Annotated in this window: 20 protein-coding genes; 14 read left to right on the top strand and 6 right to left on the bottom strand. The window is 72.2% G+C overall.

What is annotated here, in order from left to right; genetic code table 11:
* Positions 1-55 precede the first annotated feature (55 nt).
* From thpD to pip, 5 genes are all read right to left on the bottom strand, one after another.
* Complete coding sequence (gene thpD / locus CHC11_RS14305) at positions 56-1,021, bottom strand: ectoine hydroxylase (RefSeq protein WP_089312210.1); 966 nt, start codon at positions 1,019-1,021, stop codon at positions 56-58.
* The gene (locus CHC11_RS14300; RefSeq protein WP_089312209.1) at positions 1,018-1,413 is read right to left on the bottom strand and encodes an ectoine synthase; all 396 of its coding nucleotides are present in this window, start codon (positions 1,411-1,413) and stop codon (positions 1,018-1,020) included. The genes thpD and CHC11_RS14300 overlap by 4 nt, the downstream gene beginning before the upstream one ends.
* A gap of 34 nt (positions 1,414-1,447) precedes the next feature.
* Positions 1,448-2,710 carry a diaminobutyrate--2-oxoglutarate transaminase gene (ectB, locus tag CHC11_RS14295; protein ID WP_089312208.1) on the bottom strand — a complete coding sequence of 421 codons (1,263 nt, stop codon included), beginning with the start codon at positions 2,708-2,710 and terminating at the stop codon, positions 1,448-1,450.
* A 52-nt stretch (positions 2,711-2,762) separates the two neighbouring features.
* The gene (gene ectA / locus CHC11_RS14290; RefSeq protein ID WP_089312207.1) at positions 2,763-3,311 is read right to left on the bottom strand and encodes a diaminobutyrate acetyltransferase; all 549 of its coding nucleotides are present in this window, start codon (positions 3,309-3,311) and stop codon (positions 2,763-2,765) included.
* A gap of 616 nt (positions 3,312-3,927) precedes the next feature.
* Complete coding sequence (gene pip / locus CHC11_RS14285; RefSeq protein ID WP_089312206.1) at positions 3,928-4,896, bottom strand: prolyl aminopeptidase; 969 nt, start codon at positions 4,894-4,896, stop codon at positions 3,928-3,930.
* Positions 4,897-5,269: 373 nt separating this feature from the next.
* On the opposite strand from pip, the gene CHC11_RS14280 reads away from it, so the two are divergent.
* From CHC11_RS14280 to CHC11_RS14215, 14 genes are all read left to right on the top strand, one after another.
* Positions 5,270-7,021 (top strand): coiled-coil domain-containing protein, encoded by a 1,752-nt coding sequence (locus CHC11_RS14280; protein WP_143227067.1) that lies wholly within the window; start codon positions 5,270-5,272, stop codon positions 7,019-7,021.
* A gap of 421 nt (positions 7,022-7,442) precedes the next feature.
* Positions 7,443-9,137, top strand: a complete 1,695-nt coding sequence (locus tag CHC11_RS14275; RefSeq protein ID WP_089312576.1) for a CTP synthase — start codon at positions 7,443-7,445, stop codon at positions 9,135-9,137.
* Positions 9,134-9,781, top strand: coding sequence for an NUDIX domain-containing protein (locus tag CHC11_RS14270; protein WP_089312204.1), 648 nt, complete (start codon positions 9,134-9,136; stop codon positions 9,779-9,781). Before CHC11_RS14275 ends, CHC11_RS14270 begins: the two co-directional genes overlap by 4 nt.
* 36 nt (positions 9,782-9,817) lie before the next feature.
* Positions 9,818-10,843: a site-specific tyrosine recombinase XerD gene (locus tag CHC11_RS14265; RefSeq protein ID WP_245919203.1), complete on the top strand. Its 1,026-nt coding sequence runs from the start codon at positions 9,818-9,820 to the stop codon at positions 10,841-10,843.
* A 228-nt stretch (positions 10,844-11,071) separates the two neighbouring features.
* The gene (locus tag CHC11_RS14260; RefSeq protein ID WP_245919283.1) at positions 11,072-11,938 is read left to right on the top strand and encodes a ParA family protein; all 867 of its coding nucleotides are present in this window, start codon (positions 11,072-11,074) and stop codon (positions 11,936-11,938) included.
* Between the two features lie 37 nt (positions 11,939-11,975).
* Positions 11,976-12,614, top strand: a complete 639-nt coding sequence (locus CHC11_RS14255) for a hypothetical protein (RefSeq protein ID WP_089312202.1) — start codon at positions 11,976-11,978, stop codon at positions 12,612-12,614.
* A gap of 121 nt (positions 12,615-12,735) precedes the next feature.
* Positions 12,736-13,638 (top strand): segregation and condensation protein A, encoded by a 903-nt coding sequence (locus CHC11_RS14250; protein WP_245919281.1) that lies wholly within the window; start codon positions 12,736-12,738, stop codon positions 13,636-13,638.
* Entirely contained in the window at positions 13,631-14,206 is a 576-nt protein-coding gene (scpB, locus tag CHC11_RS14245) for an SMC-Scp complex subunit ScpB (protein ID WP_089312200.1), read from the top strand. Before CHC11_RS14250 ends, scpB begins: the two co-directional genes overlap by 8 nt.
* On the top strand, positions 14,203-14,934 hold the full coding sequence (locus CHC11_RS14240) for a pseudouridine synthase (protein WP_089312199.1): 732 nt from the start codon (positions 14,203-14,205) through the stop codon (positions 14,932-14,934). The genes scpB and CHC11_RS14240 overlap by 4 nt, the downstream gene beginning before the upstream one ends.
* A gap of 38 nt (positions 14,935-14,972) precedes the next feature.
* Positions 14,973-15,335, top strand: a complete 363-nt coding sequence (gene aroH / locus CHC11_RS14235; RefSeq protein ID WP_089312198.1) for a chorismate mutase — start codon at positions 14,973-14,975, stop codon at positions 15,333-15,335.
* Positions 15,336-15,345: 10 nt separating this feature from the next.
* On the top strand, positions 15,346-16,437 hold the full coding sequence (locus CHC11_RS14230) for a prephenate dehydrogenase (RefSeq protein ID WP_245919201.1): 1,092 nt from the start codon (positions 15,346-15,348) through the stop codon (positions 16,435-16,437).
* Between the two features lie 120 nt (positions 16,438-16,557).
* Positions 16,558-17,220: a (d)CMP kinase gene (gene cmk / locus CHC11_RS14225; protein ID WP_089312197.1), complete on the top strand. Its 663-nt coding sequence runs from the start codon at positions 16,558-16,560 to the stop codon at positions 17,218-17,220.
* Between the two features lie 37 nt (positions 17,221-17,257).
* Positions 17,258-18,643: a ribosome biogenesis GTPase Der gene (der, locus tag CHC11_RS14220; protein ID WP_089312196.1), complete on the top strand. Its 1,386-nt coding sequence runs from the start codon at positions 17,258-17,260 to the stop codon at positions 18,641-18,643.
* Between the two features lie 174 nt (positions 18,644-18,817).
* Positions 18,818-19,021, top strand: coding sequence for a hypothetical protein (locus CHC11_RS14215; RefSeq protein ID WP_089312195.1), 204 nt, complete (start codon positions 18,818-18,820; stop codon positions 19,019-19,021).
* On the opposite strand, the gene CHC11_RS14210 is transcribed toward CHC11_RS14215, so the two are convergent.
* The gene (locus tag CHC11_RS14210) at positions 19,018-19,620 is read right to left on the bottom strand and encodes a hypothetical protein (protein WP_143227066.1); all 603 of its coding nucleotides are present in this window, start codon (positions 19,618-19,620) and stop codon (positions 19,018-19,020) included. The genes CHC11_RS14215 and CHC11_RS14210 overlap by 4 nt on opposite strands.
* Between the last annotated feature and the right edge of the window lie 50 nt (positions 19,621-19,670).

Below are 19,670 nucleotides of genomic sequence, written 5' to 3'. Positions count from 1 at the left end.
GGACGGCCCCCTTGCGGGCGCGGAGCGGGTGGGTCGGTTTATCGAATTGTTAGGCTCAGGCGCCGGCGGTGCCCTCCGCCGGGGGACGTCCGGCCGCGGCCTCCGGAGCGCTCCCGGCTCCGACGGGGGTGAAGTCGCGGGCGCCGATGAAGGAGGGACGGGGCGCGGGTGCGGAGAACGGCTCGACGCACGTGTTCTCGACGCTGTTGAACACGACGAACACGTTGGAGCGCGGGAACGGGGTGATGTTCCCGTTAGAGCCGTGCATGCAGTTGCAGTCGAACATGGTCGCCGAGCCCGCGGGGCCGGTGAACAGCTCGATCCCGTGCTTGTCGGCCAGGATCGACAGGCTGTTGGGGTCGGGCGTACCGATCTCCTGGCCGCGCAGGGACTCCTTGTAGTGGTCGTCCGGAGTCTCCCCGACACAGGCCACGAAGGTCTTGTGCGAGCCGGGCATGATCATTAGCCCGCCATTGTGCACGAAATTCTCGGTGAGCGCGATGGATATGCTCACCGCGCGCATCCGGGGCATGCCGTCCTCCGCGTGCCAGGTCTCGAAGTCCGAGTGCCAGTAGAAGTCCTTGCCGGTGAAACCTGGCTTGTAGTTGACCCGGCTCTGGTGCACGTAAACCTCCGAGCCGAGGATCTGCCTCGCCCGGCCCACGATGCGGGGGTCGCGGACGAGTTCGGCGAACACCTCGCTGAGCTTGTGCACCTCGAAGATGGAGCGGACCTCGTCCGAGCCGCGCTCGGTCACCGTGCGCTCGTCGGCCAGGACCTGCGGGTCCGACGACAGCCGGCGCAGCTCGGCCCGGTAGTCCTCGACCTCCTCCGGCGCGATCAGCTGGTCGACGGAGAGGAACCCGTTGGCCTCGAAGGAGTCGAGGGTCGCGCCGTCGATGGGCCCGTCCTTCGCCTCGCCGTACACGACCGGGTCCTGGCGGTACAGCAGCGCGGCCTCGGAGGCCTTGCGGGTGGGGTAGGCGTCGTCGATCGTCGGATGGGACTCGATGATGCTCATGCGTCCTCCTCGGTCAGCAGGGGGTAGACACCGTTCTCGTCATGGACCTCCCGGCCGGTGCAGGGCGGGTTGAACACGCAGACGGTCCGCACGTCGGTGTGGGCGCGCAGGGTGTGGTGCTCGTGGCCGTCGAGCAGGTACATCACGCCCGGCTCGATCTTGTGCTTCTCGCCCGTCTCGTCGTTGGTCAGCTCGCCCTGGCCCTCGACGCAGTACACGGCCTCGATGTGGTTGGCGTACCACATCTTCGTCTCGGTGCCCGCGTACAGGATCGTCTCGTGCAGCGAGAACCCGACGCCCTCTTTGGCCAGCACGAAGCGGCGGCTGCACCAGGTCGGCGCCTGCACGTCGCGTTCCGTGCCGATGATCTCTCCGAGGGAACGAACGATCATTGAAACTCCTCTGTTCTTTCGGTGCCGGTCCGGCTCAGGCGGTGATCTTCTGGCGGACGGCCTCCACCGAGTCGGCGATGATCTCCAGGCCGGTGGCCAGCTCGGACTCGGTCGTGGTGAGCGGCGGCAGCATCTTGACGACCTCGCTCTCGGGGCCGGAGGTCTCCATCAGCAGCCCGCGGGCGAACGCCTCGCCGCACACCTTCGGCGCCGCCTCCGGGTCCTTCATCACCAGCCCCCATGCCAGGCCCCTGCCGCGGACGGAGTCGATGGCGCCGGCGTGCGCGATCGCGATCTCGTTCAGCGCCGCCTGGACCTGCTGGCCCTTGGCGAGGGTCTGCTTCTCGAAGTCGTCGCCGGTCCAGTAGTCCTCCAGCGCGCCGACGGCGGTGACGAACGCGGGGTTGAAGCCGCGGAAGGTGCCGTTGTGCTCGCCCGGCTCCCACACGTCCAGCTCCCGCTTCATCAGCGTGATCGCGAAGGGCAGCCCGTAGCCGCTCAGGGACTTGGACAGGCAGACGATGTCCGGGGTGATCCCGGCCTCCTCGAAGCTGAAGAACGGCCCCGTGCGGCCGCAGCCCATCTGCACGTCGTCGACGATGAGCAGGATGTCCTGCCGGTGGCACAGATCCTGCAGGCCGCGCAGCCACTCGGCGGTGGCCACGTTGATGCCGCCCTCGCCCTGCACGGTCTCCACGATGACGGCGGCGGGCTTGTCCAGGCCGCTGCCGCTGTCGTCCAGCATCGTCTCGAAGAGCAGGAAGTCGGGCGTCCTGCCGTCGAGGTAGTTGTCGTAGGGCATCGCCACGCCGTGCCCGAGCGGCACGCCCGCGCCGGTGCGCTTCATCGAATTGCCGGTGACGGCGAGCGCGCCGAGCGTCATCCCGTGAAAGGCGTTGGTGAAGCTGACGACGGTCTCGCGGCCGGTGTACTTGCGCGCCAGTTTCAGCGCCGCCTCGACCGAGTTGTTCCCCGCGGGCCCGGGGAACTGGACCTTGTAGTCGAGGTTGCGGGGCGCCAGGACGTACTCGTTGAAGCGTTCCAGGAACTCCCGCTTGGCCGAGGTGTACATGTCGAGGCCGTGCACGACTGCGTCGCCGGCGAGATAGTCCATCAGCCGGCGTTTCAGCCCCGGGTTGTTGTGCCCGTAGTTGAGGGTTCCGGCGCCGGCGAAGAAGTCGAGGTAGCTTTTGCCGTTCTCGTCGGTCATGTGGCTGCCCTGTGCCGTGGTGAACACCGTGGGCCAGCTTCTGCAGTAGCCGCGGACTTCCGATTCCATGCGGTCGAAAACGTCCATGTCTGCCTCCAGGCAGGGTCGGAGAGGAGCGGATGGGGGCGTGGAGCGTGGGTCAGTTCGCGGCGGCGATCGGGCCGATCCTGAAGAGCACCTCGGGCTCGTGTCCCCCCTCGGGGAAGTGCTCCGCGGCGAACAGCGGGCTGCGGGCGAGCTCGCTCCCGCGGGCCCTGGCGAAGGATTCGAACATCGCGGTGGAGGCGGCGTTGTCCGGCGTGACCGTGGCCTCCATGTACTCGAGCCCGCGGGGGGCGAGACGGTCCGCCAGGCTGTCGAGCATGCGGCGGGCGAGGCCCTGGCCGCGGTGGTCGCGGTCGACCGCGACCTGCCATACGAAGAACGTGTCCGGACGGGACGGGCGGACGTAGCCGGTGATGAAGCCGCACGGGCCCGCCCCGTCGCGCGCGACGATGGAAGTGTCCGCGAAATCGCGGCACCAGAGCGCGTAGCTGTACGGCGAGTTGACGTCCAGGACTCGTGAGTCCCGGGCGAGCCGCCAAAGCGCGGGTCCATCGGCGAGGCTCGGCTCCTGGAGTTGCACTTCCGCGTTCGTCTCGTTCTTCCCGGGGCGTCGGGTCGGTGATTCCAGGGGTTGCGCTGCCATGTCCAGGCAATTTAGCGAATCTCGCGCGGTGATCGCAGATAGATGTTATCGACGAGATGTTTGGGCTGGTCGCCAGCGGGTATGACTGAGGGCTTTCCCGATTCGGGTGCAATTTGGGCGGTTTTGAGGCGGGCCGCGATCCGCTTTTCCCCGGGATACGCAGGAGGTACTGCCGGGTGCGCCGGAGATGTTGCCAGCATGCTTCCTGAATGCGACCTTAACGTTTCGCCGCGGTGCCAGGAGTGCTTTTCTGTATCGGTTATGTGAGGTAAGTCACATGGATCGCCTGTCAACGGGGCGGGTGCGGCGGGCGTCACTTCGCATCGCGGGAGGTCGGGCGGCGAGCGGGCGAGGTGGGGCGGGTGTGGGCCGAAGCGCTCCGCGAGGCCGTCTGCGCTGACCCTCGGGGGCAGGTGCGCTATCCAGAGGGTAAGGCCAGGGTTGCTAACGGGACAGGGAATGTGGATATCGGTCCGCTTCCGGGTGGCCGGGGCCGGGCGAGGAAACCGGACCCCGGCCCGGTTGCGGACCTTCTGAAGCTCATTTGTGGTGAGACCGATTCAGGCCCGGTCTCTCCCTGCCCGATGACGCGTTGTCGTCACTCTATGACGAAGAGTCATATCTTCCCGGCGAAACGGTCGGTCGCCTCGATCAGGTGGTGCAGGATCCCCGGCTCGCTGTAGGCGTGCCCCGCGTCGTCGACGATGTGGAAGTCCGCCTCGGGCCACGCGCGGTGCAGGTCCCACGCCGTCGCGACCGGCGTGCACACGTCGTAGCGGCCCTGCACGATCACGGCCGGTATGTGGCGGATCCTGTCCACGTCCCGGATCAGCTGGTCCTCCTCCAGGAACCCCCCGTTGCTGAAGTAGTGGTTCTCGATGCGGGCGAACGCCACCGCGTACTCCGGCTCGCCGAAGCCGCCGGCCATCTCCGGGTCCGGCCGCAGCGTGAGCGTGGAGCCCTCCCACGTCGCCCACGCCTTCGCGGCCGCGATCCGCACCTGCGGGTCCGGCGAGTCGAGCCGCTCGCGGAACGCGGAGATGAGGTCCTCGCGCTCGTCCTCGGGGATGGGCTCGACGTACTTCTCCCACAGATCGGGGAACAGCAGCGACGCGCCCTCCTGGTAGAACCAGTACAGCTCGAACGGCCGCAGGGTGAAGATGCCGCGCAGCACCAGCTCGGTCACCTGGTCGGGGTGCTTCTGCGCGTACGCCAGCGACAGTGCGCTGCCCCAGCTCCCGCCGAACACCAGCCAGCGTTCGATGCCGAGGTGCTCGCGGAGCCGCTCCATGTCGGCGACCAGGTTCCAGGTGGTGTTGCTCTCCAGCGACACCTCGGGGTCCTTCGCGTGCGGCAGGCTGCGGCCGCAGTTGCGCTGGTCGAACAGGACGATCCGGTACGCCTCGGGGTCGAACTGCCGGCGGTGCGCCGGGCTGCACCCGCCGCCCGGCCCCCCGTGCAGCATCACCGCGGGCTTGCCGTCCGGGTTCCCGCAGACCTCCCAGTAGATACGGTTTCCGTCGCCGACGTCGAGCAGCCCGGAGTCGTAGGGCTCGATCGGCGGGTACAGCGTGCGAAGCTCCATGGGGCGCGATTGTTCCATCCGGTCCGCGCCGCGGCCGGATGTGACCCACGGCACCTCGCGGACGGGCCGCGCGGACGGCGATCAGGCGTCCTGCGTGCGCGAACGCAGGGCGGGCGCCGAGAGGGCAAACCCCAAACTGGGCAAACGTTCCGCTGGTCGGGACTAGAGTGCTCCTAGTGAGCGAAGCGAGGAGCCACAGGGCCGGCAGCGGAGCGAGCGAGATGTGCACAACGACCCCCGCGAACGCGGCCGCGCGCCGCCGGGCGAGGAGACACGTGAGCGAAGTGACGGGCCGTCGGGCCGGGAACGCTGCGAGCAGGGCGAGCGGCGTGCCGCCGGTCGGTCCGCTCCCGTCCGGGAGGCGAGGAGACCGGTGAGCGAGCTGAACGGATCCGGCGGTTCCCGAGGAGTCCCCGACGCGGCGACTCCCTGGCCCGCCATGGGACGCGACCCGGGCGGCGCGCAGCAGGCGCTGCCGTCCGCCCAGCAGCCCCTCCAGATGTCCAAGCCCGCGCAGGCCGGCCAGCCGGGTCAGCCCGCGCAGCCGGGCCGGCACGGGCAGACGGGGGAGATCGTGCGCCCCGACGTCGAGCAGGCCGAGGCCCAGCCCTGGGACATCGTCGAGCGGCTCCGCCAGATGGCCGACCTCATCGGCGACGCGCTCGCCGCCGGGGAGCGCAAGGTCAACGAGGCGCAGAGCGAGACGGCGGCGCAGATCGCGGCCGTGCAGGCGGAGAAGGAGTCGGCGCAGCGCGACGCGGCCGCCGCCTGGGGCGAGGTGCAGCGCGCCCGGGGCCAGGCCGAGCAGGCCGACCGCCGCGCCGTCGAGGCCGAGCGCCGCGTCACCGAGGCGCAGAACGAGACGGCGGCGCAGATCGCGGCCGTGCAGGCGGAGAAGGAGTCGGCGCAGCGCGACGCGGCCGCCGCCTGGGGCGAGGTGCAGCGCGCCCGGGGCCAGGCCGAGCAGGCCGACCGCCGCGCCGTCGACGCCGAGCGCCAGGTCGCCGACGCCGAGCGCCGCGCCGCCGAGGTGCAGAACGAGGCCGTCACGCAGATCGCGGCGCTCCAGACCGAGAAGGAGAACGCCCAGCGCGACGCGGCCGCCGCCTGGAACCAGGCCCAGCAGGGCCGCGTCCAGGCCGACCAGGCCCGCGGCCAGGCCGAGCAGGCGCGGGTCCAGGCCGACCAGGCGCGCGCGCAGGTGGAGCAGGCCCGCGCGCAGATGGAGCAGTTGCAGGCCCAGACCGAGCAGGCCGAGCGGCGCGTCGCCGAGGCCGAGGCGACCGTCCGGCAGGCGATCCAGCAGCGCGACGCCATGAGCGAGGCCCGCGACGACGCCCTGCGCGCCGTCGAGGACGCCGTCGGCGGCCGCCGCTCCGCCGAGACCGAGCGCGACCGCGTCGCCGAGCAGGCCGGGGAGCTGTCCCGCGCGCTGGAGACCGCGCACGCCGAGCTGTCGGCGCTGCGCGCCAAGGTCACCGACGCCGAGATGAGCGCGCAGAACCTGCAGCACGCCGTCGTCGCGGCGGGCAAGGAGGCCGACGAGTCCCGGCGCCGCGCCGAGGTCGCCGAGCGACGCGCGCAGGAGAACGAGCGCCGCGCGCAGGAGGCCGAACGGCGGGTGCAGGACGCCGAGCGCCGCGCCCAGGAGGCGGCCGGACGGGCCGACGTCGCCGAGGCCGAGCGGCAGCAGGCGCTCGACACGGCCGCCCATTCGCTGGAGGCCGCCAAGAAGGCCGAGCGGGAACGCGACGGCAGCGCCAAGGCGCGCGAGGCGGCCGAGCGGGCCCGGGAGGGGGCCGTCCAGGCGCAGGCGCGCGCCGAGTCCGAACTCACCCTGGCCCGCGGCCGCGCCGACCAGGCCGGGCGCGAGCGCGACCAGACCGTGGCGGCGATGCGGCAGCTGGCCGCCGAGCGCGACGCCGTCGCCGAGAAGCTCGCCGAGCGCGACCAGTGGGTCGACCAGCTCGCGCAGGCCGTCACCGAGCAGCGCGCGCAGATCGCCGAACTGTCCCAGGAGCGCGACGCGGCCCGCCAGGCCGCCGACCAGGCCCGCTCCCTGATCGACGAGCTGACCAGGCAACTCCGCACCATCATGCCCACCGCCGCCACCCCCCGCCTGTAAGGGCTCGGCGGCGCCGGCACCACGACCACGGCGACCACGGCGGCCGCACCAACGGACCCGGTACCAACGCCCGCGGCCACCGCGCCAAGGGCCGCGGCGAACCACTACAAGGCCGGCCATCGCCGCAACCACGCGACGACGCCAACGTTGCGATCGCGTCCGAAAACAGGTTCGAGCTTGCGAGAACCTGATCGCGCAGCGAGCCCATGGGCGAGCCGGAGCGATGCAGCGATCGCCGCGTTTCTCGACGATGGAGGCCCCCGGGGCCGAAGTAGGAGAGACACGCCGAAAAGCGCAGCGATCGCCGCGTTTCTCGACGATAGAGGCCCCCCGGGGCCGAAGGAGGAGAGAAATGCAATAAGCTAGAGGCCCGTGGGCAGTGCGGTACCGTCCGCCTCGCAACGACCACGGGAGCGACTTCTTGCCTTCGGCATCCACTGGTAGATCACGTCCTACCAAGCATCTCTTCGTCACCGGCGGTGTCGCCTCGAGCCTCGGCAAGGGTCTGACGGCGTCCAGCCTCGGGCGGCTTCTCGCCCTCCGCGGCCTCCGGGTCACCATGCAGAAGCTCGACCCCTACCTCAACGTCGACCCCGGCACGATGAACCCGTTCCAGCACGGCGAGGTCTTCGTCACCGACGACGGCGCCGAGACCGACCTGGACATCGGGCACTACGAGCGGTTCCTCGACACCGAACTGCACGGGTCGGCGAACGTCACCACCGGGCAGGTCTACTCCAACGTGATCGCCAAGGAGCGGCGCGGGGAGTACCTCGGCGACACCGTGCAGGTGATCCCGCACATCACCAACGAGATCAAGGACCGGATCCGCGGGATGGCCGACGACGGCGACGTCGACGTGGTCATCACCGAGGTGGGCGGGACGGTCGGCGACATCGAGTCGCTGCCGTTCCTGGAGTCGGTCCGGCAGATCCGGCACGAGATCGGCCGGGAGAACTGCTTCTTCCTGCACGTGTCGCTGCTGCCCTACATCGGCCCGTCCGGCGAGCTGAAGACCAAGCCGACGCAGCACTCGGTCGCCGCGCTGCGCTCCATCGGCATCCAGCCCGACGCGATCGTGTGCCGGTCGGACCGGCCGATCACCGACGGGCTCAAGCACAAGATCAGCCTGATGTGCGACGTGGACCGCGAGGCCGTGGTGTCCGCGGTGGACGCCGCCAGCATCTACGACATCCCGAAGGTGCTGCACTCCGAGGGCCTGGACGCCTACGTGGTGCGGCGCCTGGACCTGCCGTTCCGCGACGTGGACTGGGGCGCCTGGGACGAGCTGCTGCGCCGCGTCCACAAGCCCGCCCGCGAGGTCACGATCGCGCTGGTCGGCAAGTACATCGACCTGCCCGACGCGTACCTGTCGGTCACCGAGGCGCTGCGGCACGGCGGGTTCGGCAACGACGCCAAGGTGCACATCCGCTGGGTGAAGAGCGACGACTGCGAGACCCCCGAGGGCGCCAAGCGGGAGCTGGACGGCGTCGACGGCGTCCTCGTCCCCGGCGGGTTCGGCGTCCGCGGCATCGAGGGCAAGCTCGGCGCCATCCGGCACGTCCGGGAGAACCGCGTCCCGCTGCTCGGCATCTGCCTCGGGCTGCAGTGCATGGTCATCGAGGCCGCGCGGACCCTCGGCGGGCTCGCCGGCGCCGGCAGCTCCGAGTTCGACGCCACCACCGCCGACCCCGTCGTCGCCACCATGGCCGACCAGCTCGACGTCGTCGCCGGGGAGCGCGACATGGGCGGCACGATGCGGCTCGGCCTCTACCCGGCCGACCTGGCCGACGGGTCGGTCGTCCGGGAGCTGTACGGGGAGGCGAAGGTGTCCGAGCGGCACCGGCACCGCTACGAGGTCAACAACGCCTACCGCGACCGGCTGGAGCAGGCCGGGCTGCGGTTCTCGGGTCTGTCGCCCGACGGCCGCCTGGTCGAGTACGTCGAGCTGCCCCGCGAGCAGCACCCGTTCTTCGTCGGGACCCAGGCGCACCCGGAGTTCCGGTCCCGCCCGACCCGCCCGCACCCGCTGTTCACCGGCCTCGTGTCCGCCGCCCTCGACTACGCCGAGGCGCGCGCGGACGAGGGCGGCACAGGGGCCGTGAGCGCCTCATGAGCGGCGGCGAGGAGCTGAGCCCGGGCGACGTCCGCGACCGTCCCGACCGCTGGAAGGTCGTGGAGTCCTCCACGGTCTTCCGGGGCCGCGTCTTCAACGTCCGCAGCGACCGGGTCGAGATGCCGCGCGGCGAGGCCGCCGAGGCCGTCGCCCGCGACGTGATCGAGCACACCGGCTCGGTCGGCGTGATCGCCGTCGACGACCGCGACCGGGTGCTGCTGCTGCGGCAGTACCGGCACCCGGTGGCGCGGCAGCTGTGGGAGGCGCCCGCCGGGCTGCGGGACGTGGCGGGCGAGCCCCTGCACGAGCTCGCCCAGCGCGAGCTGCTGGAGGAGGCCGGATACCGCGCCGAACGCTGGGACACCCTGATCGACGTGTTCCCGTCGCCCGGCATGGCCGACGAACGCATCCGGATCTTCCTGGCGCGCGATCTCACCGAGGTCCCGGCCGACCAGATCGACTTCGAGCGCGTCCACGAGGAGGCCGACATGCCGGTCGTGTGGGTGCCGCTGGAGGAGGCGGTCCGCAAGGTGTTCGCCGGTGAGCTGCACAACATGATCGCGTGCATGGGGGTCCTCGCGGTGCGCGCCGCACGCGACTCCGGCTTCGCGGATCTGCGCCCCGTCGACGCGCCGGAGGACTGAGCCGGATGAGGCCCCCCTCCGGTCGCCGGAGGGGGCATGATGGGCGGGTCCCCGGAGCCCACGGCCGGAAGAGGTGCCGCCCTGTCCCCGAGCCCGTCCTCCCGGAGTACCGCACGCGACGCCCGCGCCGGGTCCGCGCTCGACTCGGCCGTGCGCGCCTACCTGGGGCACCTGGCCGTCGAGCGCGGCCTCGCCGCCAACACGCTCAGCTCCTACCGCCGCGACCTGCGCCGCTACGCGCAGGTGCAGGCGGGACGGGGACGGGAGGCGGTGGGGGAGGTCACCGAGGAGGACGTCCGCGCGTTCCTGGTGGGCCTGCGCGAGGGCGACGAGGACCATCCGCCGCTGTCGGCGGGTTCCGCGGCGCGGGCGCTCGTGGCGGTCCGGGGGCTGCACCGGTTCGCGCTGCGCGAGGGCCTCGCCGCCGGCGACCCCGCGCACGACGTCAAGCCGCCCACGCCGCCCCGCCGGCTGCCGAAGGCGATCTCGCTGGAGGACGTCGAACGGCTGCTGGCCGCGGCGGCCGGGCCGTCCGGCGACCCCGGCACCGCACGCGGCCTGCGCGACCGCGCGCTGCTGGAGCTGCTCTACGGGTCGGGCGCGCGCATCTCCGAGGCCGTGGGCCTGGACGTCGACGACCTCGACCTGCGGGACGGGTTCGCCCGCGTCGCCGGCAAGGGGGGCAAGGCCCGGGTCGTGCCCATCGGCGACTACGCCCGCGAGGCCGTGGACGCCTACCTGGTCCGGGCTCGCCCCGAGCTGGCCGGCGCCGGGCGGGGCGGCCCGGCGCTGTTCCTGAACGCGCGCGGCGGCCGGCTGTCGCGGCAGGGCGCCTGGATGGTGCTGCGCGCCGCCGCCGACCGGGCGAAGCTGTCGGAGGTGTCTCCGCACACGCTGCGGCACTCGTTCGCCACGCACCTGCTGGACGGTGGAGCCGACGTCCGCGTCGTCCAGGAACTGCTCGGACACGCCTCGGTCACCACCACGCAGGTCTACACGCTCGTCACCGTCCAGCTGCTGCGCGAGGTCTACGCGACCTCCCACCCGCGGGCGCGGAACTGACCGCCCGCCGGGGGCGGAACTGACCGCCCGCCGGGGGCGGCGGACACGCACGAAGGGACGAATCGGGCCATCCGACACATCGACAAATCCCGACGTTCGTTGCGCGTCGGCTTGAGCGACGGGGTGGACGGGCCTAGAGTCCCCGTTCTGGATGGCATTTCCAGGCCGCCGGGGAGGGATCTGGTGACCAGCACTAACGGTGCGGATGGAGTCCTTTCCTCCGCCACCATAGAGACCGATCCGAGCCGTGCCCTCGGGCCCACGCAGCGACCCGTGCCGGTGTTCCCGGAACCGGAGCCGCTGGCCGAGCACGGGCCCGGCCGGATCGTGGCCGTCTGCAACCAGAAGGGCGGCGTCGGCAAGACCACCACGACGATCAACCTGGGCGCCGCGCTCGCCGAGTACGGCCGCCGTGTCCTGCTCGTCGACTTCGACCCGCAGGGCGCCCTGTCGGTGGGCCTCGGCAAGGGCGACCCGCGCCAGCTCGAAGTGACGATCCACAACCTGCTGCTCGAACGCGACACCGAGTGGGAGGACATCGTCATCGAGACCGGCGTCGACGGGATGGACCTGCTGCCGAGCAACATCGACCTGTCCGGCGCCGAGGTCCAGCTCGTCCACGAGGTCGGCCGCGAGTACATCCTGCAGGGCGCGCTGAAGTCGGCCGTCGACCACTACGACTACATCCTCATCGACTGCCAGCCCTCGCTCGGCCTGCTGACCGTGAACGCGCTGGCCGCCAGCGAGGGCGTGCTGATCCCGCTGGAGTGCGAGTACTTCGCGATGCGCGGCGTCGCGCTGCTGATGGAGACGATCGAGAAGGTGCAGGGCCGGATCAACCCGGGCCTGGTCATCGACGGGGTCCTCGGTACCATGTACGACTCGCGGACGCTGCACACGCGCGAGGTCCTCGGGCGCATCGTCGAGGCGTTCGGCGACAAGGTGTTCCACACCGTGATCAACCGCACGGTGCGGTTCCCCGACGCGACCGTCGCGGGGGAGCCGATCACCTTCTTCGACCCGAACTCGATGGGCGCGAACGCCTACCGCAGCCTGGCCCGGGAGGTCCTCATCAGATGGGCGGAGTTCGAGTGAGGCCGCCCAGCGGCCGCTGACCCCGACGGAGCGCATCATGGGCCACCCCCCGCCCATCCCGTACGGCACGCCACCCGGCGCCCTGCCGCCGCCCTCGCCCGCCCGGGGGCCGGGCCCGCTGGTCATCGTGCTGGTCGCCGTGGTGGCCGTGGTGGTGCTCGCGGTCGGCGGCCTCGGGGCCTACCTGGCCCTGCGCGCCGACGGCGACGACTCCCCGGCCGCCGCCTCGTCCGGCCCGGTCGACCTGCGCGTGCCGCTGACGTTCCGGCTCGTGGCGGGCGTGTCCGCCCCGCCGTGCGCGGGCGGCGCCGTCACCGTCACCGGCGCCTCCGAGTGCTACACGCTGGGTCCGGACACCCTGGCGGTGCGCCGGCTGGAGGGGATCGAAGCAGTCCCGCCCGACCCGGCGCGCGGCAGTCCCGGCTGGTCCGTCGCGCTGACGCTGACCTCGGCGGACACGCCCGCCTTCGCCGAGTTGACCCGCAGGGCCGCCGACGCCTTCGCCGCCCGGGAGCCCGCCGGGCGGATGGCGATGCTCGTGGGCGGCACCCTCGTGTCGGAGCCCGCGCAGGTGATGCAGGCCATCAGCGGCGGCCGGGTAGAGATCAACGGGCCCGCCGACAGGTTCACCCGCGCCTACACCGAGAACCTCGTGCACCGGATGATCGGGAAGTAGCGGCGCGGCCGGGCGCCCCGTCACCGCCGGTGATCGCGGCTGGTGCGAGCGCGGGCCGGGGCATGGGACGATGGGGCCGGTGAGCACAGCGCACGAGGAGCTCTCCGCTACCGTGAGCGACGTGGACGCGACGTCGCCCGAGCCGGGGCGGGAGACCGAGGAGGAGCAGGGGTTCCGCGTCCGCCTGGACAACTTCGAGGGCCCCTTCGACCTGCTGCTCGGGCTGATCTCCAAGCACAAGCTCGACATCACCGAGGTGTCGCTGCACAAGGTCACCGACGACTTCATCGCCCACATCCGCTCGCACGGCGCGGAGTGGGACCTCGACCAGGCCAGCCACTTCCTGCTGGTCGCCGCGACCCTGCTGGACCTCAAGGCCGCCCGGCTGCTGCCGTCCGGCGAGGTCGACGACGAGGAGGACCTGGCGCTGCTGGAGGCCCGCGACCTGCTGTTCGCGCGGCTGCTGCAGTACCGGGCGTACAAGGAGGTCGCGCGGGTGATCGCCGCTCGCGTCGCCGACGCGAGCCGCCGGTTCCCGCGCCTGGTCCCGATGGAGCCGAAGTTCGCCAACCTGCTGCCGGAGGTGCTGCTCGGCCTCGGCCCGCAGGAGTTCGCCCGGCTCGCCGCCAAGGCGCTCGCGCCGAAGGCGCCGCCGTCGGTCTCGGTCGAGCACATGTACCAGCCGAGGGCCAGCGTCAAGGAGCAGGCCGCGATCGTCGTGGAGCGGCTCCGCCGGCTCCGCCGGACCACCTTCCGCGTCCTGGCGGCCGACGCGGAGGGCACCTACGAGGTGGTCGCCCGGTTCCTGGCGCTGCTGGAGCTGTACCGGGAGCAGGCCGTCACGTTCGAGCAGCACGAGCCCCTCGGCGAGCTCCACGTCACCTGGACCGGCGCCGACGACGGCGACGTGGAGGTCGGCGACGACTACGAGGGCGCCCCGAAGAAGGACCCGGCCGAGGGCGCCGCCGGGGACGCCGCCGGACCCGACGAGAAGAGCCGGAAGGACGAGGGAGACGATGAGTGAGGAACCCGGCGCTGCCGCGCCGGAGCTTCCGGGGCTGCGCGCCTCGATCGAGGCGATCCTGCTCGTGGTGGACGAGCCGGTCACCGAGATGACGCTCGCGCAGCTGCTGGAGCGGCCCCGCGGCGAGGTCGCCGGGACGCTGCGGGAGCTGGCCGCGGAATACACCGAGCAGGGCCGGGGGTTCGATCTCAGGGAGGTCGCCGGCGGCTGGCGGTTCTACACCCGGGACGTCTGCGCCCCGGTGGTGGAGCGGTTCGTCACCGACGGGCAGCAGGCGCGGCTCACCCAGGCCGCGCTGGAGACGCTCGCCGTCGTCGCCTACCGGCAGCCGGTGAGCCGGGCCCGCGTGTCGGCGATCCGCGGCGTCAACAGCGACGGCGTCATGCGGACGCTGACGCTGCGCGGCCTGATCGAGGACGCCGGGCAGGACCCGGAGTCGCAGGCCCACCTCTACCGGACCACCGGGTACTTCCTGGAGCGCCTGGGGCTGCGCGACCTCGACGAGCTGCCCGAGCTCGCCCCCTACCTTCCCGATGACCTTCCAGACGAGATAGTTGAGGACGCGTGAGCGAGAACGAGGGCGTACGCCTGCAGAAGGTCCTGGCCGAGGCCGGGATCGGCAGCCGCCGCCACTGCGAGGAGCTGATCGGCGAGGGCCGCGTCACCGTCAACGGGAAGAAGGTGTTCCGGTTCGGCGAGCGCGTCGATCCCCGGCGCGTCGTCATCCACGTGGACGGCAAGCGGGTCGAGACCCGGTCCGAGATGCGCTACTACGCCATCAACAAGCCGCGCGGCGTGGTGTCGACGATGGCGGACGAGCGGGGCCGCAAGTCCCTGGCCGACTACGTGGAGGTGCCCGAGCGGCTGTTCCACGTCGGGCGGCTGGACACCGACACCGAGGGCCTGATCCTGCTCACCAACGACGGCGAGCTGTCGCACCGGCTGACCCACCCCTCCTACGGGGTGTTCAAGACCTACCTGGCGGAGATCCACGGCCCGATCCCGCGCGATCTCGGCAAGCGGCTCAGGGCCGGGGTCACCCTGGACGACGGTCCCGCGAAGGCCGACAAGTTCCGCGTGTTCGACCAGGTCGGCCGGCGCGTCCTGGTGGAGATCACTTTGCACGAGGGGCGCAAGCACATCGTGCGGCGGCTGCTGAAGGAGGTCGGCTTCCCCGTCCAGCAGCTCGCCCGCATCGAGTTCGGGCCGATCAAGCTGGGCCAGCTGAAGCCGGGCGGCATGCGGGCGCTCACCGTCCAGGAGGTCGGCGAGCTGTACAAGGCCGTCGGGCTGTAGAGGCACCGGGACACCGGACGCGAAGGGAAGGTACGACTGTGGCGGTACGCGCGGTTCGTGGCGCGACGCAGATCGACGCCGACGACCGGGACCAGATCCTGGAGGCGACGACCGAGCTCGTCACCGAGGTGATGGCCCGAAACGAGCTGACCACCGACGATGTCATCAGCGTCGTCTTCACGGTGACGCCGGACCTGACGGCCGAGTTCCCGGCGCTCGCCGCCCGCAAGCTCGGGTTCCACGAGGTGCCGCTGCTGTGCGCCACCGAGATCGGCGTCCCGGGCGCGCTGCCGCGGGTCATACGGCTGATGGCGCACATCGCGACGGACCGTCCCCGCTCCGACGTCCAGCACGTGTACCTGCGCGGCGCGACGGCGCTCCGGCTGGACATCGCACAGTAGGGTTTCGGACGTGAGCGAGGACGTGGTGGCGCGGCGGATCGTCGTGGTCGGGACGGGCCTGATCGGGACGTCGATCGCCCTGGCGATGCGGGAGCGCGGCGCCGAGGTGCTGCTGACCGACCGGGACTCGGCGGCGCTGGCCCTGGCCGTGGAGCTGGGCGCGGGCGAGGCGCTGCCGGACGGGGCGCGGCGGGAGCCCGCCGACCTGGCGGTCCTCGCGGTGCCGCCGGCGGCGGTGGCGGTGACGCTGCTGGACGCGCAGAAGCGCGGCCTGGCGACCGCCTACACCGACGTGGCCAGCGTGAAGGCGCTGCCGCTGGCGCAGGCGGCCGAGCTGGGCTGTGACCTGACCACGTTCGTGGCGGGCCATCCCCTCGCCGGGAGCGAGCGGTCCGGACCGGGCGCGGCGCGGCCCGACCTGTTCCTCGGCCGCCCGTGGGCGCTGTGCGCGACCCCGGAGGCGACGCCGGAGACGGTCGAGGTCGTCACCGGCCTGGCGAAGGCGTGCGGCGCGATGCCGGTGCGGGTGGACGCCGCCGAGCACGACCGGGCCGTCGCGCTGGTGTCCCACGCCCCGCACGTGGTGTCGGCCGCGGTCGCCGCCCGCCTGACCGGCGCCGACGACGTGGCGCTCGGCCTGTCCGGGCAGGGCGTGCGGGACGTCACCCGGATCGCGGCGAGCGATCCCCGGCTGTGGATCGGGATCCTGTCGGCCAACTCCGCGCCCGTCGCCGACGTGCTGGAGGCCGTCGCCACCGATCTCGCCGTGGCGGCGTCGCTGCTGCGCGACGGCAGCGAGGAGGCCGCCACGCACGTCGCCGACCTGCTGCTGCGCGGGAACGCGGGCCGGTCCCGCATCCCCGGCAAGCACGGCGGCGACCAGCCCGCCTACGCGACCGTCCAGGTGGTCATCCCCGACCGGCCGGGCGAACTGGCGATGATCTTCCAGGCGGCGGGGATCGCGCGGGTCAACATCGAGGACGTGACCATCGAGCACTCACCGGGCCGCCCGCTCGGCGTGCTGGAGCTGTCGGTCGTCCCGGAGGCGGCCGAGCGGCTGGCGCAGGAGCTGCGCGGCCGCGGCTGGTCGGTGCCCGGCTAGGCCGCAGTGGTACCGGGGGGCCGGTAATCTGGAGCGCCGAAGACCGGTTCCAAGGGGCTTCTGCGCGCCGGCGCGCAGACGAGCGCCGCCCGCTTCACGACGAACAGAGAGGGAGCGATCGTGCCGCTCGTCATCGCCATGGACGGTCCGTCCGGGTCGGGGAAGTCCAGCGCGTCCAAGGGCGTGGCCCGGACGCTCGGGCTGCGCTACCTGGACACGGGCGCCATGTACCGCGCCATGACGTGGTGGATGCTGGAGAAGGGCGTGCCGGTCGAGGACGGCGCCGCCGTCGCGGCCCGCGCGCAGGACCCGGTGATCGAGTCCGGCACCGACCCGGCGGCGCCGACGATCACGGTGGACGGGACGGACGTGTCCGCCCCGATCCGCACCCGCGCGGTGACCAACGCGGTCAGCGCCGTCAGTTCCGTCCCGGCGGTGCGCACCCGGCTCGTGGAGCTCCAGCGCGAGATCATCGGGGCGGGCGGGATCGTGGTGGAGGGGCGCGACATCGGGACGGCCGTCGCGCCGGAGGCGCCGGTCAAGGTGTTCCTGACGGCGAGCGCCGAGGTTCGCGCCGCGCGCCGCGCGAAGGATCTGGCCGCCGACCCGGGCGCGTCGGTGACGGTCACGCGGGCCGAGCAGGAGCGGCGCGACCGGCTGGACTCGACCCGCAAGGCGTCGCCGCTGGCCAAGGCGGCGGGCGCGCACGAGATCGACTCGACCGGGCTGAGTCTGGACGAGGTCATCGAGGCGGTCGTCCGCCTCGCCAAAGAGCATGAGTGAGCGGGCGGCCTGACGGTCCCCGCCGGGGAATGTGACAGTGAGCGATTTCGAGATCGAAACGGTGGACGCCGTCGAGGACGTCGACCAGGACGCGGGCCCCGCGCCGGTCGTGGCCGTGGTGGGGCGGCCGAACGTCGGCAAGTCCACCCTGGTCAACCGGATCCTCGGCCGCCGCGAGGCCGTCGTGGAGGACGTCCCGGGCGTGACCCGCGACCGGGTCGCCTACGACGCGGCCTGGAGCGGGCGCCGGTTCACCGTCGTCGACACCGGCGGCTGGCTGCCGGACTCCTCCGGCCTGGCCGCGGCGATCGCCGAGCAGGCGCGGCTGGCGGTCGAGCTGGCCGACGTGGTGATGTTCGTGGTGGACGCGACCGTCGGCGCCACGGACGTGGACGAGGCCGTGGTGGAGATCCTGCGCCGGTCCGGCAAGCCGGTGGTGCTGGTCGCCAACAAGGTCGACGACGTGGGCGCCGAGTCCGACGCGTCGCTGCTGTGGTCGCTCGGCATCGGCGAGCCGCACCCGGTCAGCGCCCTGCACGGGCGCGGCAGCGGCGACCTGCTCGACGCGGTGCTGGACGCGCTGCCCGAGGAGCCCCCGGCGGAGACGTTCGGCGAGATCGGCGGGCCGCGCCGGGTCGCGCTGCTGGGCCGCCCGAACGTCGGCAAGTCGAGCCTGCTGAACAAGCTGGCGGGGGAGAACCGCGCGGTCGTGGACTCGGTGGCGGGCACGACCCGCGACCCGGTCGACGAGCTGATCGAACTGGGCGGCAAGACGTGGCGGTTCATCGACACCGCCGGGATCCGGCGCCGCCACCGCGAGAACCAGGGCGCCGACTTCTACGCGACGCTGCGCACGCGGTCGGCGCTGGAGCGGGCCGAGGTCGCGGTCGTGCTGGTGGACGCCGACCAGCCGCTCGCCGAGCAGGACCTGCGGATCATCTCCATGGTGATCGAGTCGGGCCGGTCGCTGGTCATCGCCTACAACAAGTGGGACCTGCTCGACGAGGAGCGCCGCCACTACCTCGAACGCGAGATCGACCGGCAGCTGCACACCGCGCGCTGGGCGCCGCGGGCGAACATCTCCGCCCGGACCGGCCGGCACATGGAGAAGCTGGTGCCGGCCATCGAGACGGCCCTGGACGGCTGGGGCACCCGCGTCCCGACGTCCAAGCTGAACCAGTTCTTCGCCGACCTGGTGAACTCGCATCCGCACCCGGTGCGGGGCGGCAAGCAGCCGCGCGTGCTGTTCGCCACCCAGGCGGGGGTGCGGCCGCCGCGGTTCGTGCTGTTCACGTCGGGCTTCCTTGAGGAGGGCTACCGGCGGTTCATCGAGCGGCGGCTGCGGGAGGAGTTCGGGTTCGACGGGACGCCCCTCGACATCACCATGAAGATCCGCGAAAAGCGCGGCAAGGGCAAGAAGTAGCCGAAATATCACGCGCGCGGCCCGCCGTGGATCTTCCCCGGCGGGCCGCCTCCGTGGCAGGATGCATCTGCGGGACGGTAAGTCTTCCATTACTCACTGATTCCGCGACGGACGCGTTCGCAACGTCCGGGCGTCCGGGCCCCCCGGCGCCGGGACGCGGTCGAGGGGTGTGACGTGAAGCTCTTGCTGCTCATCGCCGTCGCCGTCGCCTGCGTGGCGCTCAGCTTCGCATGGCGGGAGCCCTGGATCGGCGGCGTCGGACTGCTGGTCGCCTTCGTCGCCATGTTCACCGACCGCGACGATGTGCGGCTCGACGACGAGCGCGGCAGCTACGAGACCACCAAGTCGGTCCGCAACATGCGCCGCCGGGGCCGCTAGCGGTCCCGGCGCGTGTCGCCCGCGACGTGCTGGTCGCCGGTCGGCGGCGGGCCCTGCCCGGGCTGGTTGTCGCGCGCGTAGCGTCCGTACACGAGCGGTTGCGTGGTGTTCGACCCGGGCGGCTCGGGTTCGTCCGGTCGCCGTTCCCGGACGCCGGCCACCGCGAACCTGCCGAGCGCGAGCGCGGCGAGGAACACGATCACGACGCCGAGGCCGGTGGAGCCGGCGAGCTGCTCGGCGATGTGCCGCCCCTCGCCCGCGCCGAGCGGGGCGCCGACGCCCGGCACGTTCCACAGCGTGGCGAGGGTCGGCCCGACGGCGAACCAGGCGCCGGCGAGCGCGGCCAGCCACCCGCCGAGCATCCCGACGGCGCGGTTGGCGCTGAGCAGCAGGATCAGCCCGCCCAGCGCGGCGGCGGCTCCGGGGGCGATGCTGAGCTGCAGGCGGTCGGTGTTGTAGACCCAGGTGTCGTCCGGCGTGAACCCGAAGTGGAAGTAGGGGCCGACGAGGGGGAGCAGTGCGCCCCACAGCCCCAGCAGGATCAGCAGGATTCCGCTGAGGGCGCCTCGGGTGCGCGGAACTCGCATGGTCCCAGCCATGATCGATTCCTCCTGACCGGGAGTGTGATTCTGTTATCAGCAGCGTTTAC

The sequence above is a fragment of the Actinomadura mexicana genome, assembly GCF_900188105.1.
Lineage (GTDB): Bacteria > Actinomycetota > Actinomycetes > Streptosporangiales > Streptosporangiaceae > Spirillospora > Spirillospora mexicana.
This window is presented reverse-complemented; position numbering and strand designations above follow the sequence as displayed.

Coding starts and splice junctions, on each gene's coding strand:
- thpD (WP_089312210.1), bottom strand. CDS start 1,021: ATGAGCATCATCGAGTCCCATCCGACGATCGACGACGCCTACCCCACC.
- CHC11_RS14300 (WP_089312209.1), bottom strand. CDS start 1,413: ATGATCGTTCGTTCCCTCGGAGAGATCATCGGCACGGAACGCGACGTG.
- ectB (WP_089312208.1), bottom strand. CDS start 2,710: ATGGACGTTTTCGACCGCATGGAATCGGAAGTCCGCGGCTACTGCAGA.
- ectA (WP_089312207.1), bottom strand. CDS start 3,311: ATGGCAGCGCAACCCCTGGAATCACCGACCCGACGCCCCGGGAAGAAC.
- pip (WP_089312206.1), bottom strand. CDS start 4,896: ATGGAGCTTCGCACGCTGTACCCGCCGATCGAGCCCTACGACTCCGGG.
- CHC11_RS14270 (WP_089312204.1), top strand. CDS start 9,134: ATGAGCGGCGGCGAGGAGCTGAGCCCGGGCGACGTCCGCGACCGTCCC.
- CHC11_RS14265 (WP_245919203.1), top strand. CDS start 9,818: ATGATGGGCGGGTCCCCGGAGCCCACGGCCGGAAGAGGTGCCGCCCTG.
- CHC11_RS14255 (WP_089312202.1), top strand. CDS start 11,976: ATGGGCCACCCCCCGCCCATCCCGTACGGCACGCCACCCGGCGCCCTG.
- scpB (WP_089312200.1), top strand. CDS start 13,631: ATGAGTGAGGAACCCGGCGCTGCCGCGCCGGAGCTTCCGGGGCTGCGC.
- CHC11_RS14210 (WP_143227066.1), bottom strand. CDS start 19,620: ATGGCTGGGACCATGCGAGTTCCGCGCACCCGAGGCGCCCTCAGCGGA.